This window comes from Pseudoxanthomonas fibrivorans, assembly GCF_041464125.1.
Taxonomy (GTDB): Bacteria; Pseudomonadota; Gammaproteobacteria; order Xanthomonadales; family Xanthomonadaceae; genus Pseudoxanthomonas.
On the sequence record NZ_JBGNUG010000001.1, the window covers coordinates 2,092,357 to 2,105,619 of the forward strand.

The 13,263-nt window shown below is 70.7% G+C and carries 12 protein-coding genes and 2 pseudogenes; 6 read left to right on the plus strand and 8 right to left on the minus strand.

All coding sequences use genetic code 11. The annotated features are described in order from the left end of the window. Positions 1-8 precede the first annotated feature (8 nt). A complete protein-coding gene (gene hppD, locus ACA089_RS09595; RefSeq protein ID WP_372016216.1) occupies positions 9-1,133 on the minus strand; it encodes a 4-hydroxyphenylpyruvate dioxygenase in 1,125 nt (374 codons plus the stop codon). 89 nt (positions 1,134-1,222) lie between these two features. Between hppD and ACA089_RS09600 the strand changes: the two genes are divergently transcribed. After that, positions 1,223-1,735 carry a MarR family winged helix-turn-helix transcriptional regulator gene (locus tag ACA089_RS09600; protein WP_372016218.1) on the plus strand — a complete coding sequence of 171 codons (513 nt, stop codon included), beginning with the start codon at positions 1,223-1,225 and terminating at the stop codon, positions 1,733-1,735. Between the two features lie 30 nt (positions 1,736-1,765). On the opposite strand, the gene ACA089_RS09605 is transcribed toward ACA089_RS09600, so the two are convergent. The 4 genes and pseudogenes from ACA089_RS09605 to ACA089_RS09620 all read right to left on the minus strand — a co-directional run bounded on the left by ACA089_RS09605 (position 1,766) and on the right by ACA089_RS09620 (position 5,187). Continuing rightward, the gene (locus ACA089_RS09605; protein WP_372016221.1) at positions 1,766-2,383 is read right to left on the minus strand and encodes a thioredoxin domain-containing protein; all 618 of its coding nucleotides are present in this window, start codon (positions 2,381-2,383) and stop codon (positions 1,766-1,768) included. 2 nt (positions 2,384-2,385) lie between these two features. Next, positions 2,386-2,826: pseudogene (locus ACA089_RS09610) on the minus strand (POT-type proton-dependent oligopeptide transporter); the annotation flags it as partial. Between the two features lie 63 nt (positions 2,827-2,889). After that, positions 2,890-4,110 (minus strand): annotated as a pseudogene (locus ACA089_RS09615) (peptide MFS transporter); the annotation flags it as partial. Between the two features lie 213 nt (positions 4,111-4,323). After that, the gene (locus tag ACA089_RS09620; RefSeq protein WP_372016225.1) at positions 4,324-5,187 is read right to left on the minus strand and encodes a tryptophan 2,3-dioxygenase; all 864 of its coding nucleotides are present in this window, start codon (positions 5,185-5,187) and stop codon (positions 4,324-4,326) included. 212 nt (positions 5,188-5,399) lie between these two features. Here ACA089_RS09620 and pdhA point away from each other — a divergent pair, with 212 nt between their 5' ends. The 4 genes from pdhA (at position 5,400) to ACA089_RS09640 (ending at position 9,505) form a co-directional block, all read left to right on the plus strand. Further along, on the plus strand, positions 5,400-6,497 hold the full coding sequence (gene pdhA, locus ACA089_RS09625) for a pyruvate dehydrogenase (acetyl-transferring) E1 component subunit alpha (RefSeq protein WP_372016227.1): 1,098 nt from the start codon (positions 5,400-5,402) through the stop codon (positions 6,495-6,497). An 88-nt stretch (positions 6,498-6,585) separates the two neighbouring features. Further along, positions 6,586-7,584, plus strand: a complete 999-nt coding sequence (locus ACA089_RS09630) for an alpha-ketoacid dehydrogenase subunit beta (protein ID WP_372017737.1) — start codon at positions 6,586-6,588, stop codon at positions 7,582-7,584. Between the two features lie 90 nt (positions 7,585-7,674). Continuing rightward, positions 7,675-9,048 carry a dihydrolipoamide acetyltransferase family protein gene (locus ACA089_RS09635; protein ID WP_372016230.1) on the plus strand — a complete coding sequence of 458 codons (1,374 nt, stop codon included), beginning with the start codon at positions 7,675-7,677 and terminating at the stop codon, positions 9,046-9,048. 73 nt (positions 9,049-9,121) lie between these two features. Continuing rightward, entirely contained in the window at positions 9,122-9,505 is a 384-nt protein-coding gene (locus ACA089_RS09640; protein ID WP_372016233.1) for a VOC family protein, read from the plus strand. A gap of 10 nt (positions 9,506-9,515) precedes the next feature. Here the strand turns inward: ACA089_RS09640 and ACA089_RS09645 are convergent, their stop codons facing one another. The 3 genes from ACA089_RS09645 to ACA089_RS09655 form a co-directional block, all read right to left on the minus strand. Further along, positions 9,516-10,448: an MBL fold metallo-hydrolase gene (locus ACA089_RS09645; protein WP_372016236.1), complete on the minus strand. Its 933-nt coding sequence runs from the start codon at positions 10,446-10,448 to the stop codon at positions 9,516-9,518. 120 nt (positions 10,449-10,568) lie between these two features. Further along, positions 10,569-10,883 carry a hypothetical protein gene (locus ACA089_RS09650; RefSeq protein WP_372016239.1) on the minus strand — a complete coding sequence of 105 codons (315 nt, stop codon included), beginning with the start codon at positions 10,881-10,883 and terminating at the stop codon, positions 10,569-10,571. Between the two features lie 7 nt (positions 10,884-10,890). After that, on the minus strand, positions 10,891-12,252 hold the full coding sequence (locus ACA089_RS09655; RefSeq protein WP_372016242.1) for a tryptophan--tRNA ligase: 1,362 nt from the start codon (positions 12,250-12,252) through the stop codon (positions 10,891-10,893). A gap of 126 nt (positions 12,253-12,378) precedes the next feature. Here ACA089_RS09655 and ACA089_RS09660 point away from each other — a divergent pair, with 126 nt between their 5' ends. Further along, positions 12,379-13,242, plus strand: coding sequence for a hypothetical protein (locus tag ACA089_RS09660; RefSeq protein ID WP_372016245.1), 864 nt, complete (start codon positions 12,379-12,381; stop codon positions 13,240-13,242). Positions 13,243-13,263 lie beyond the last annotated feature (21 nt).

The following is a 13,263-nucleotide window of genomic DNA, read 5'->3' on the forward strand; positions in this document are numbered from 1 at the left end:
CCGGTGGCTCAGAGCACGCCGCGGCGCATCTGGTCGCGCTCGATGCTCTCGAACAGGGCCTGGAAGTTGCCTTCGCCGAACCCTTCGTTGCCCTTGCGCTGGATGATCTCGAAGAAAATCGGGCCGATCGCGTTCTGGGTGAAGATCTGCAGCAGCTTGCGCTGCTTGGTTTCCGGGTCGGCGTCGATCAGGATCTTGTTGCGGCGCAACCGCTCCACGTCTTCGCCGTTGTCCGGGATCCGCTGGTCGATCACGTCGAAGTACGTGTCGGGCGTGTCGAGGAACTCGACCCCGGCCTGGCGCATCTTCTCCACCGTCTCGTAGATGTCGTCGGTGAAGCAGGCGATGTGCTGGATGCCTTCGCCGCGGTAGGCGTCGAGGTATTCGTTGATCTGCGACTTCGGGTCGGACGATTCGTTGAGCGGGATCCGGACCATGCCGTCCGGCGCGGTCATCGCCTTGGACAGCAGCCCGGTCTTGGCGCCCTTGATGTCGAAGTAGCGGATCTCGCGGAAGTTGAACAGCCGCTCGTAGTAGTCGGCCCACTTGGCCATGTTGCCGTGGTACAGGTTGTGGGTCAGGTGGTCGATGAAGGTCAGGCCGAAGCCCCTGGGCATCAGCTCCACGCCCGGCAGGTATTCGTAGTCCGGGTCGTGGATCGTGCCCTTCTCGTCGTAGCGGTCGACGATGTAGAGCATGCAGTCGCCGATGCCCTTGATCACCGGCGCGGCCACCGCCTTGCTCAGCTCGTCGCGCGCGTCGAAGGCCTCCGCGCCGTTCTTCAGCGCCTGGGTGCGCGCCCAGTCGGCCAGCTTCCTGACCCGGATCGCGAAGCCGCAGGCGCTGGGGCCGTGCTGCTCGGCGAATCGGGCGGCGAAGGAATCCGGATCCTCGTTGATCAGGAAGGTGCAGTCGCCCTGGCGATAGGTGCTGATCGGGCGGGTCTTGTGCCGCGCGACCTGGACGAAGCCGAGCTGGCGGAAGTAGTCGTGCAGCTGCTGCGCCTGCCCGGCCGGCGCGGCGAACTCGACGAATTCGAAGCCGTCGATCCCCATCGGGTTCTCGAACTGGCTGACGGCCATGCCGGCGTTGGGACCGGACGTGGCCGGGAGGACTTGCGATTGCGCGCTCATGATGGCTTCCTGAGCACCCCGTGGGGGCGGTCTGTTTTCAATCCCCTTTTATAGTTACCCCTGCAACCAATAGCAAGGTCTCCCGCCGCATGTCCGCTCCGAACGTTTCCGAAACCTCCGGCGCCGCGCCCGACGCGGACGCCCCCCGCCACGCCCAGCTCGAGCTGGAGAACTTCCTGCCCTACCGCCTCAGCGTGCTCTCCAACCGGGTCAGCCAGACCATCGCCGACATCTACCAGAAGCGTTTCGGGCTGGCGATCACCGAGTGGCGCGTGATGGCGGTACTGGGCCGCTTCCCCGACCTGTCGGCCAACGAGGTCGCCGAGCGCACCGCCATGGACAAGGTCGCGGTCAGCCGGGCGGTGGCCCGCCTGCTGGAGCGCAGCCTGATCATGCGCGAGATCCACAGCGACGACCGCCGCCGCTCGGTGCTGGCGCTGTCGGAAGTGGGCTACACGGTCTACGACGAGATCGCGCCGATGGCGCTGGGCTGCGAACAGCGGCTGATCGCCACGCTGGACGAGGAGGAGCGGGCGATGCTGGACCGGCTGCTGGTCAAGCTCTCCGGCCCCGGCCTGAGCGCCCTGCGCGAAGGCGTGTAGTCGCACCTCCTCCGGGGAGGAGGCGAATGCTCAGGGCGCCGCCACCGGCGGCGCCCACGCTTCCAGGAACGCCTTGATCCGGCGGCGGTCGGCCTTGCCGTTGCGCAGCAGGTCCATGCCCGCCTGCGCGTGCAACACCTGCCCGTCCGCGTCGAGCACCAGCAGGTGGGGCGCCTGCGCCTCGGCGCTGCCGGGGTAGCCGGCCAGGAACGGCGCATTGGCCGGCGCGCTGCGGTCGACCTTGACCCAGACGAAGCCGGCGTCACGCAGGTGCCGCAACGGCGCCTCGCCCTCGATCCGTTCGTCCAGCGCGGCGCATTCGCCGCAGGCCGCGTCGCCGAGTTCCAGCACGATGCGCCTGCCGCCACGCTTGGCTTCGACTTTCGCGGTCTCCAGGTCGTTGGCGGCGCTGCGGTTGGGATCGAACGCCGCGCCCAGCGCCGCGATCGCGGCGATGTCGGCCGCGGCGGGGGTGTTGCCCGAGACGACCGGCTCGCGCGTATCGGCGACCGGCGGCTTCTGCGGCGTGGTGTCGACCGGCAGCGGCGGGCCCGGGGGCGGCGCCGGCTCCTGGGCGCCGCAGGCACCCAGGAGGCCGAAGACCAGCATCGTCGCGACGGGCATGGCGGCACGGCGCACGCCGGCCATCCTCACTTGACCCCGTGCATCAGCTTCTGGATCAGCGGCGCGATCAGGAACAGGAGCACGCCGCTGCCCAGCAGGATCCAGAAACCGATCGTGTAGCCGGCGAACGCCGACTCGACCGTCATGCCGGTTTCGCCGCTGACGTGGCTGGCGAAGATGCCCGACAGGTTGTTGCCGATCGCCGTGGACAGGAACCAGCCGCCCATGCCGAAGCCGACCAGTCGGACCGGCGCCAGCTTGGTGACCATCGACAGGCCGATCGGCGACAGGCACAGCTCGCCGACCGACTGGATCACGTAGACCATGAACAGCGTCCAGAACGGGATCTTCAGCGTCTGCGGGTCGACCATGCTGGACAGGGCCAGCATCAGCAGCAGGAACGCCAGGCCGTTGAAGATGATGCCGAAGCCGAACTTGCGCGGGATCGACGGGTTGAGGGTGCCCGCGGAGTTGCCGAGGTCGATCCGGGTCGCCCACACGCCCAGCACCAGCACCAGCGCGGACATCGCGAAGAACGCCCAGCCCGGCATCACGCCCAGGCCGCTGAGCCGGTACATCGCCAGGATCGAGAGCACGGTCGAGACCACGCCCACCAGCAGGCGCACCAGCCGCATCGCGCCCAGGTTCGGCTGCGCCCTGCTGAGCCTGACCCACAGCCAGGCCAGCACCGGCGCCAGGGTGATGATGGCCAGCGAGTTCACCGACTGGAACCAGCCCACCGGGAACACCCAGCCGCCGAAGTCGCGGTTGACGATGTTCTGCGCGAGGAAGTTGAACGAACTGCCCGCCTGCTCGAAGAAGCACCAGAACAGCACGTTGAACACGAAGATGATCAGCATGGCGATGGCCATGTCGCGCCGGACCGGGCCGTCGCGGAAGCCTTCGCGCAGGATCAGCACGCACAGGCCGACGAACAGCACGGTCAGGATCCACTGCAGCGCACCCGCGCCGATCGACAGCAGGAAGTACACCAGCGGGATCGACGCCAGCGCCAGCACCCCGGTGACCAGCACCCGGCCGTGGCCCTCGGTGCCGGGCAGCGGACGGCCGATGCCCTGCAGCTGCTGGCGGCCGAACCAGAACCAGACCAGGCTGATCAGCATGCCGATGCCCGAGACCAGGAACACGACCTTGAAGGTCGGCATTTCCGGCGTGCCGCCCATCACCCGTTCGGCCAGCAGGCCGGTCAGCCAGGGCGCGAGCATGGCGCCGAGGTTGATGCCCATGTAGAACAGGGTGAAGCCCGAGTCGCGGCGCTCGTCCCCGGTGGCGTACAGCTTGCCGACCATGGTCGAGATGTTCGGCTTGAACAGGCCGTTGCCGACGATCACCGTGGCCAGGCCCAGTTTGAACACCGCCTCGCTGGGCCACATGATCATGAACAGGCCGGCGGCCATGATCAGCGCGCCCATCAGGATCGAACGCTGGTAGCCGATCACCCGGTCGGCCACGTAGCCGCCGAACAGCGCCGCCGCGTACACCAGCGCCAGGTAGGCGCCGTAGAGCTTGCTCGCCGGCGCCTCGCCGCTGGCGTCGCCGCCGTAGAACTGGGCCACGATGTACAGCGCCAGCGCCCAGCGCATGCCGTAGAAGGCGAAGCGCTCCCAGAACTCGGTCATGAACAGCATCCACAACGGCCTGGGATGGCCCATGATCTGGGTGAAGGCGGGCGGGGCGGGCGGCTGCGGTGGCAGGCCCGCGGCCTTGGGCTCGACGACGTCGGCGCTCATGCAAATCCTTGAAAACTGAATGGGATACGCAGGGCCGTCGGCCCCGGAGTGGGCCGAGAATCACCGAGGACGGCGCCGGCCGTCAATGCGACGCCGCCGTCGCCGGCGCCCGGAATCCGGCAGTTTTCCCTTTGCCGGCGGCCACTTGCGGTCGCAACCATGTGCGCGGGACGGCCCGCCAGGCGGCATCCCGGTTCGTGCGCGCGCACGGACTCAACCGGGGCCGATGCTGGTCCGGACCTCGAACAGCTCGGGGAAGAAGGTCAGCTCCAGCGCCTCCTTGAGGAAGCCCACCCCGCTGGAACCGCCGGTGCCGCGCTTGAAGCCGATGATCCGCATCACCGTGCGCATGTGCCGGAACCGCCACAGCTGGAACTGGGTTTCCAGGTCGACCAGGTCCTCGCACAGCGAGTATTCGCGCCAGTAGCGGTCGGTGTCTTCGTAGATGCGCTCGAACACCGGCCGCAGCACCGGGTCGGACACATGCGCCGAGCTCCAGTCGCGCCCCTCCTCCAGGTACGCGAGGGGAATGGCATGGCCGAACCGGGCCAGGTAGCGCAGGAACTCCTCGTACAGGCTCGGCTGTTCGAGCTCGGCCCGCAGTGCACCCTGCCCTTCCGGGTCGTGGGCGAACACCCGGACCATGCCCGGGTTCTTGTTGCCCAGCAGGAATTCCACCGCCCGGTACTGCAGCGACTGGAATCCCGAGGAGGGCCCGAGCAGGTGGCGGAACCCCATGTATTCGGACGGGGTGAGCGTTTCCAGCACCGACCACTGCTCGGTCAGCTGGCGCAGCACCTGCTTGCTGCGCGCCAGCACCTTGCGGCACTGCCAGACCTGGTCGGCCTTGAGGAACTCGCGCGCCGCGTGCAGCTCGTGCATCAGCAGCTTCAGCCACAGCTCCGAGACCTGGTGCTGGACGATGAACAGCATCTCGTCGTGGTGCGGCGGATCGGACAGCGGCTGCTGCGCCGACAGCAGGCGCTCCAGGTGCAGGTAGCCGGCATAGGTCATCCGGCCGTGGAGGTCGGTGTGGATGCCCGGTTCGAGCGGACGCTGGTTCTTGTCGAGGGTCATCGGTGGCGGGACGGCGCGCGGGGCGGCAAGGGTAACCCAGGCGTGCGCCGGAGCCGTCCTGGCCACCGCTGTCATCTCCGGCGCGATGCTGAACAGGCTTGCGCAAGTCCGTGGAATACAAGCGTTGTTGCGCTGCACGGCGGGTTTCACCGGGCCGTTCCGTACCATATGCAACTTTCCTGTACGCATTCCAGCGCAAGGCTGGCGCACGCATGAGCCACGTTGCACGCTTCGAAATCGACTACCTCCAGTTCCTGGGCGTGGACGGCCAGCCGGTCCGCGAGTTCCCACCCGCGCTGCGCGACCCGGCCGCGCTGCTGCCGCTGTTCAAGCAGATGCTGTTCGTGCGTGCCTTCGACACCAAGGCCATCGCCCTGCAGCGCACCGGCAAGCTCGGCACCTACGCGCCGTGCCTGGGCCACGAGGCCACCCACGTCGGCATCGGCGCGGCGATGGCCGAGGGCGACGTCTATGCGCCCAGCTACCGCGAGTACGGCACGCTGTTCATGCGCGGCGTGCGACCGCGCGAGGTGCTGCTGTACTGGGGCGGCGACGAACGCGGCAACGACTTCCAGGAAGGCGGCGCGCGCCACGACTTCCCGTTCTGCGTGCCGATCTCCACCCAGTGCCTGCACGCGGCCGGCGCCGCGCTGGCGTTCAAGCTGCGCGGCGAACCGCACCTGGCGGTGGCCACCTGCGGCGACGGTGGCAGCTCCAAGACCGACTTCTATGCCGCGCTCAACTCCGCGGGCGCCTACGACCTGCCACTGGTGCTGGGCGTGATCAACAACGGCTGGGCGATCTCGGTGCCGCGCGCGGCGCAGACCGGCGCGCAGACGCTGGCACAGAAGGGCATCGCCGGGGGCCTGTTCTGCCTGCAGGTCGACGGCAACGACCTGGTCGCGGTGCTGGAGGCGATGCGCATCGCCGGCGAACGCGCGCGCAGCGGCCAGGGCGGCAGCGTGATCGAGTTCATGACCTACCGCCTGTCTGACCACACCACCGCCGACGACGCGCGCCGCTACCGCGACGACGCCGAGGTCAAGTACGCCTGGGCGCGCGAGCCGATCGCGCGACTGCGCGCCTGGCTGACCGCGCAGGGCGCCTGGAGCGAGGCCGACGAAAAGGCCTGGAAGGACGAATGCGAACGCCTGGTCAACATCGAGGTCGACGCCTACCTGGCCACGCCGGTGCAGCCGGTGGAGGCCATGTTCGACTACCTTTACGCCGATCCGCCGCCGGAGCTGCTGGCCCAGCGCGCGGCCGCGATCGCCCTGGAACAGCGCCCCATGGAGCAGCGCCATGGATGACATCCGCACCAATCCCCGCGAACCCCAGCCGGGCCACGGCAACGGCGACGCCGTCGCCTCCACCGACGCCAGCCGCGGAGGACAGCCGATGACCGCGACCCCGACCGCCGTCCCCATCACCCTGATCGAGGCCATCACCCAGGCGCTGGCGTGGGAACTGGAGCACGATCCCTCGGTGCTGGTGCTGGGCGAGGACGTGGGCGTCAACGGCGGCGTGTTCCGCGCCACCGCCGGCCTGCAGCAGACCTTCGGCGCGCAGCGCGTGCTGGACACGCCGCTGGACGAGACCACCATCGCCGGCCTGTCGGTCGGCCTGGCCGCGCAGGGCATGAAGCCGGTGGCCGAGGCCCAGTTCGACGGCTTCGTCTACCCGATGGTCGACCACCTGGTCTGCCATGCCGCGCGCCTGCGCAACCGCACCCGCGGCCGACTGCACTGCCCGATGGTGCTGCGCGTGCCGTGGGGCGGCGGCATCCGCGCGCCGGAGCACCACAGCGAGGCCAACGAGGCGATCTTCACCAACGTGCCCGGCCTGCGCGTGGTCATGCCGTCCTCGCCGCAGCGGGCCTACGGCCTGCTGCTGGCGGCGATCCGCGACGAGGACCCGGTGATCTACATGGAGCCCAAGCGGATCTACCGCCAGTACAAGGAAGTGGTCGCCAACGACGGCGAGGCGCTGCCGCTGGACGTGTGCTTCGTCCTGCGCGACGGCACCGACGTGACCCTGGTCGCCTGGGGCGCGCAGGTCAAGGAAGCGCTGGAAGCGGCCGACGTGCTGGCGAAGGAAGGCATCAGCGCCGAGGTCATCGACGTGGCCACGCTGCGCCCGCTGGACTTCGACACCATCGCCGAGTCGGTGTCGCGTACCGGCCGTTGCGTGATCGTGCAGGAAGCGCCGCGCACCGCCGGCTTCGGCGCCGAAATCGCCGCGCGCCTGGCCGAGCAGTCGATGTACGACCTGGTCGCCCCGGTCGAACGCGTCACCGGCTACGACACCCACATCCCGCTGTTCCGGCTGGAAATGAAGTACCTGCCGAGCGTGGACCGGGTCGTGGCCGCGGCGCGCCGCGCCGTCGCCCACGGCTGACGCACCCGCGCAGCGCGCTCCCGCGCGGCGCCGCCCAACCTTCCCGGCGCGGCCCCCAGCCGCGCCCGCCGACCTGCCAGGACCACCCGCATGAGCGAGAGCAAGACCTTCCACCTTCCCGACCTCGGCGAGGGCCTGCCCGACGCGACCATCGTCGAGTGGTTCGTCAAGGAAGGCGACACGATCCGCCTGGACGAGCCGCTGGTGTCGATGGAGACCGCCAAGGCGGTGGTCGAGGTGCCCTCGCCCGTCTCCGGCAAGGTGCTGAAGCTGGCGGGCGGCGCCGGCGACGTGGTCGTCACCGGCGCGATGCTCGCCGTGTTCGAGCCGGACGCCTCGCTGCCGCAACGCGCGGAAGGCCAGGACACCGGCCACCACCATGGCGGTGCCCATGCCCCGCCGGCGAAGGCCAGCGCGAGCGACGACGGCGGCGAGCTGCCGGTGCAGCCGGCTCCGTCGGAAGCGCGCGGCGGCGACGCCGGCACCGTGGTCGGCGCGATGCAGAGCTCCGACGCGGTGCACAGCGAACGCGCGATCTCCGTCGGCGGCGTGAAGGCGATGCCGGCGGTACGCGCACTGGCGAAGAAGCTGGGCGTGGACCTGGCACGGGTGCGACCCAGCGGCGCCGACGGCACGGTCAGCCTGGCCGACGTGAAGCAGGCCGCCGCCGCCGGCACCGCCCCGGCGGTGGCCGCGGCGCGCGCGCCGGCCGCAGGTGCACCGGCGCAGGCGAGCCCGCAGGCGGTGGCGCCGCAGCGCACGCCGGTGTCCGCCAGCGGCCGGCCGATGCGCACCCGTCCGCCGGGTCCCGCAACCGCGGCCGCCAGTGGCCAGCCGGAACAGCTCAAGGGCGTCCGCCGCAACATGGCGCGGGTGATGGCCGACGCGCACAGCAAGGTCGTGCCGACCACCCTGGTCGACGATGCGGACCTGCACGCCTGGGTCGGCAAGCAGGACATCACCGCGCGCCTGATCCGCGCGATCGTCGCCGCATGCAAGGCGGTGCCGGCGCTCAACGCCTGGTTCGACGGCGAGGCGCTCGCCGTCACCCGCCATCCGCACGTGGACGTGGGCATCGCGGTGGACACCGACGACGGCCTGTTCGTGCCGGCGCTGCGCAATGCGGACATGCTCGACGCGCGCGGCATCCGCGAGGGCATCAACCGCCTGCGCCACCAGGTCGAGGAACGTTCGCTGCCGGCCAGCGAGCTGTCCGGCTACACGATCTCGCTGTCCAACTTCGGCATGTTCGCCGGCCGCTACGCCACGCCGGTGGTGGTGCCGCCGTGCGTGGCGATCGTCGGCGCGGGGAAGCTCGGCCACGACGTGGTCGCGGTGATCGGCGGCATCGAGGTGCACCGCCGCCTGCCCATTTCGCTGACGTTCGACCACCGTGCCGCCACCGGGGGCGAAGCCGCGCGCTTCCTCAAGGCCCTGCTGGACGACATGTCGCTCCCACAGTGATCCGTCGCGCCGGCGTCGCACCTGCCGTGACGCCGGCGCGTATGGTGGGCGCTCCATTCCCCGGAGCACGCCCATGCCGCACCGCAGCCGCCTGAGCAACCTGGTCCTGGACTGCAGGGTCGAGGACCTCGCCGAATCCGTCGCGTTCTGGAGCCGGGCGCTGGGCAAGCCGGTGGCCAGCCCGGACCAGGACGGCGACGGCCGCTACGCCGAACTGGAAACCGCCGCCGACGAGCCGCAGATCCTGCTGCAGCGGGTGGAGCACGATTCGCGCGTGCACCTGGACATCGAGACCGACGACGTCGAGGCCGAAGCCGAGCGGCTGGTGGCGCTGGGCGCGCGGAAGGTCGCCTTCGTCCACACCTGGTGGGTGATGGAAGCGCCCAGCGGCCATCGTTTCTGCGTGGTCCGGCAGCAGCGAAAGCCCTTCGGGCCGCATACCAGCCGCTGGGACTGAGCCGGCGCGGTCAGCGCTGGCGGGCGCGCTCCAGCCAGACCTCCAGGCCCTGCGCGTTGAGCTCGATGTCCATCTGCAGCAGCCCGAGCACGGACGCATCGTCCAGCGCGCTGCCGTGCGCCTGGGCGCGCTCGAGGTAGTAGCCGGACAACGCCGCGACCAGCGCGCGATGCCGGTCCGGGCGGCCGTCGCAGGCCTGCGCCAGCGAGACCATGGCGTCGATCTGTTCATCCAGTTCGGCGGCCAGGCGCTGCACGCCCTCGACCCGGCCGTAATGGGTCAGGTACATCGCCTGCGGCGATTCGGCGAGCATCCGCGCGATCGAGCCCTGCATCGCCTCGGGCTCGAACTGCACCGGCGAGGAGGTCGGCAGGATGAACGCTCCCCGTGGACTGTCCAGTTCGCGGTAGGACAGGCCGAAGGTATCGCCGGTGAACCAGCTGCGGCTGCGCGCGTCCCACACGCACAGGTGGTGCCGCGCGTGGCCGGGCGTGTCGATGCAGCGCAACGGGCGGCCGGCGAGGTCGACGACGTGGCCGTCGCCGGCCACCACCACGCGCGCGGCCGGGACCGGCACCAGTTCCCCGTAGTGGCGCGCGAATTCGGCCTCGCCGTAGACCGCCATCGCCCCGGCCACCAGCCGCGCCGGATCGACCATGTGCGGCGCCGCGCGCGGATGGGCGACCAGCTGCGCGTTGGGCAGCCGCTGCATGAGCGCGCCGGCGCCTCCGGCATGGTCGAGGTGGACGTGGGTCAGCACCAGCCAGTCGACGTCGGCGGGCGCCAGTCCCGCGACGTCCAGCGCCGCCAGCATCGCCTCGAGGCTGTGGTTGGTGCCGCAGTCGACGAACGCACCCCGTCCGTCCTCCACCACCAGGTAGGCCGCGTCGAACCCGGCGCGTACGTAGCCCGTGTCGATCGTATGGATGCCGTGTTCTGGCATGGGTCGTCCCTTTCCGCAGCGATGCTCCAGTGGCGCTGCGGACATCCTAGTCAGGCATGGCCATGCCGGCGATCCGGCTTTGGTCGTAAGGGCCGCGCCCGCCACGACCGGGCGGCGCCATCATCGCTGCGCGTGCCAGCGCCGTGCCATCAGCCGCATCCGCAGGGGAATCGCCAGCGCCAGCACCGCCAGGAAGGCGCCGTAGGCGTAGAGCACCGCGAGCACCTGCCGCCAGATCGGTCCGCTGCGGGCGTCGGCGACGCCCTCCGCGTAGCCCCAGTGCATGCCGGCGATGCTCAGGACCAGCGCCAGCACAAGCACCGTCGCGTCGAACGCCCTGCGGGCCAGCGGACGCGGCGTGCGCGGGTAGAACCAGTACAGCGCACCGAGCAGCGCGAACCACGGCAGGAACAGGATCAGCGAGAGCCAGGCCATGGCGCGCTCAGGCGTCCGCTTCGGCCAACTGCCGCAGCGCGTCGATGATCCCGTCCACGCCGGCCAGGTCCTCGCCGAGCGTGCCGATCCGCTCCCCGAGCAGGCCCACCGCGCGCAGTTCCATCTCGTGCAGCGCGTTGAGGCCCTCGCGCCTGAGCCGGGCGATCACCTCGCCCGCCTCGCGCGGCGACTGGTGGCCATCGCCCTGCAGCAGCACGCGGCCGTCGCCGTCGACCAGCTTGAAGTGGAAGCGGCCGTCGGCTTCGCGGTACTGCTTGATCTGCGGGAGCTTGGCCGCCGCGGCCTTCTTCGCGCCGGCGCTGGCGCCGGCGACCTGGAACGGGCCCAGCCCCACTGCGCGCTGCAGGCCGTCCAGCAGCGGCACGGTGACGTCGCGCGCCTTGCGCGCGCCCTCCAGCAGGATCTCCTCCAGCTGTGCCGGCCTGGCGATCAGCTGCGCGTAGTGTTCGCGCATCGGCGCGACGGCCTCGTCCACGCGCGCGAACAGGCGCTGCTTGGCGTCGCCCCAGCCGATGCCGTCGGCGAAGGCATGGCGCATCTCCTCGGCCTGCGCCGGGGTCGAGAACGCCTGGTACAGCTGGAACAGCGCCGAGCCTTCGGTGTCCTTCGGCTCGCCGGGCGCGCGCGAATCGGTGACCACCGACATCACCAGTTTCTTCAGTTCGGCCGGCGGCGCGAACAGCGGGATGGTGTTGTCGTAGCTCTTGGACATCTTGCGCCCGTCCAGGCCGGGCAGCGTGGCCACGCTCTCGTCGATCTGCACCTCCGGCAGCACCAGCGGCTCGCCAGCCTGGCCGGTCGCCTGCCGCCAGGCCTCGCCGTAGAGGTGGTTGAAGCGCTGGCCGATGTCGCGCGCCATCTCGATGTGCTGGATCTGGTCGCGCCCCACCGGCACCTTGTGCGCGCCGAAGGCGAGGATGTCGGCGGCCATCAGCACCGGGTACATGTACAGGCCCGCATTGACGCCCGCATCGGGGTCTTCGCCGGCGGCGGCGTTCTTGTCCACCGCCGCCTTGTAGGCGTGCGCGCGGTTGAGCAGGCCCTTGGCCGCCACGCAGGTCAGCAGCCAGGTCAGCTGCGGGATCTCGACGATGTCCGACTGCCGGTAGAAGGTCACCTTCTGCGGATCCAGGCCGCAGGCCAGCCAGGTCGCGGCGATCTCCAGCCGCGAGCGCGACACGCGCCGCGGGTCGTCGGCCTTGATCAGGGCGTGGTAGTCGGCGAGGAAGAAGAAGCTCTGGACCCCCGGCGCGCGGCTGGCGGCGATCGCGGGCCGGATCGCGCCGGCGTAGTTGCCCAGGTGCGGGGTGCCGGTGGTGGTGATGCCGGTAAGGACTCGGATGCTCATGGCGGGTGCAGCGTGGGGACGCCTCGATTCTACCTTGGGCAGCCCGCACCCCGGTCCGTGGCCCCCTCGACCCCGGCGCGCATGCCGGCGCGTTTGCATGGACGTCGCCTGCCACGGAGCCCCGCCATGCCCTTCGCCGCCGTTCGTCCGTTCCCGACCCGCAACGCCTGGTGCCTGCTCGCGCTGGCCCTCCTCCTGTGCGCCCCCCTTGCCGCGCTGCACGCGGCCGCCGCGTGGCGCACGGCCTCGCCCGTGGACCTCGAGGTAGTGGATCGCGACACCGGGCGGGCCCTGTCCACGTATGCGCACGGCGGACGCACGTGGCTGCCCGGCGAGCCGGGCCACCGCTACGCGGTCCGCCTGCACAACCGCAGTGGCGGGCGCCTGCTGGCGGTGCTGTCGGTGGACGGGATCAACGCGATCGATGGCCGCACGGCCGATCCCCGGCAGGCCGGCTACGTCCTGGAACCGTGGCAGACGCTGGAGGTGGCGGGTTGGCGCAAATCCCTGGACGATGTCGCGCAGTTCGTGTTCGTCGATTCCTCGGCCAGCTACGCGGCGCGCACCGGGCGGCCGGACAACGTCGGGGTCATCGGGGTCGCGGTGTTCCGCGAGAAGCGGATTCCGTACCGGCCAGGGCCGGCCCGCGTCGCCTCTGCCACCGCGGGCGCGGCGGCAGGAGAGGCACACGCGGAAGCGCGCGCGGCGGCTCCCGGGACTTCCGCCGCGGACGCCTACGCGGGCGGCCAGGGCTACCCGCAGGCCAGCCTGGGCACCGGGCACGGCGCCCGGGAGGACGCCCCGGCCATCCACACGCATTTCGTGCGCGAACGCTCGCCGCTGCAGGTCACCGAACTGAGGTACGAGGTCCCCGAGGCCCTGCTGGCCAGGGGCGTGCGGCTGGCACCGGAGTGGCGCCGGGCCCAAGGGGGTGCGTGGGAGCGCGAGCCGCGTGCGTTCCCGGGCGGCTTCGTGCCCGATCCCCGCTGAGTGCAAGAAAACGGCGGCGGA

Excerpts from the sequence above, each read along its gene's own strand:
- ACA089_RS09645 (WP_372016236.1), bottom strand. The coding sequence starts at position 10,448 with ATGCCAGAACACGGCATCCATACGATCGACACGGGCTACGTACGCGCC.
- pdhA (WP_372016227.1), top strand. The coding sequence starts at position 5,400 with ATGAGCCACGTTGCACGCTTCGAAATCGACTACCTCCAGTTCCTGGGC.
- ACA089_RS09650 (WP_372016239.1), bottom strand. The coding sequence starts at position 10,883 with ATGGCCTGGCTCTCGCTGATCCTGTTCCTGCCGTGGTTCGCGCTGCTC.
- ACA089_RS09630 (WP_372017737.1), top strand. The coding sequence starts at position 6,586 with ATGACCGCGACCCCGACCGCCGTCCCCATCACCCTGATCGAGGCCATC.
- ACA089_RS09600 (WP_372016218.1), top strand. The coding sequence starts at position 1,223 with ATGTCCGCTCCGAACGTTTCCGAAACCTCCGGCGCCGCGCCCGACGCG.
- ACA089_RS09640 (WP_372016233.1), top strand. The coding sequence starts at position 9,122 with ATGCCGCACCGCAGCCGCCTGAGCAACCTGGTCCTGGACTGCAGGGTC.
- ACA089_RS09620 (WP_372016225.1), bottom strand. The coding sequence starts at position 5,187 with ATGACCCTCGACAAGAACCAGCGTCCGCTCGAACCGGGCATCCACACC.
- ACA089_RS09655 (WP_372016242.1), bottom strand. The coding sequence starts at position 12,252 with ATGAGCATCCGAGTCCTTACCGGCATCACCACCACCGGCACCCCGCAC.
- ACA089_RS09635 (WP_372016230.1), top strand. The coding sequence starts at position 7,675 with ATGAGCGAGAGCAAGACCTTCCACCTTCCCGACCTCGGCGAGGGCCTG.
- hppD (WP_372016216.1), bottom strand. The coding sequence starts at position 1,133 with ATGAGCGCGCAATCGCAAGTCCTCCCGGCCACGTCCGGTCCCAACGCC.
- ACA089_RS09605 (WP_372016221.1), bottom strand. The coding sequence starts at position 2,383 with ATGGCCGGCGTGCGCCGTGCCGCCATGCCCGTCGCGACGATGCTGGTC.
- ACA089_RS09660 (WP_372016245.1), top strand. The coding sequence starts at position 12,379 with ATGCCCTTCGCCGCCGTTCGTCCGTTCCCGACCCGCAACGCCTGGTGC.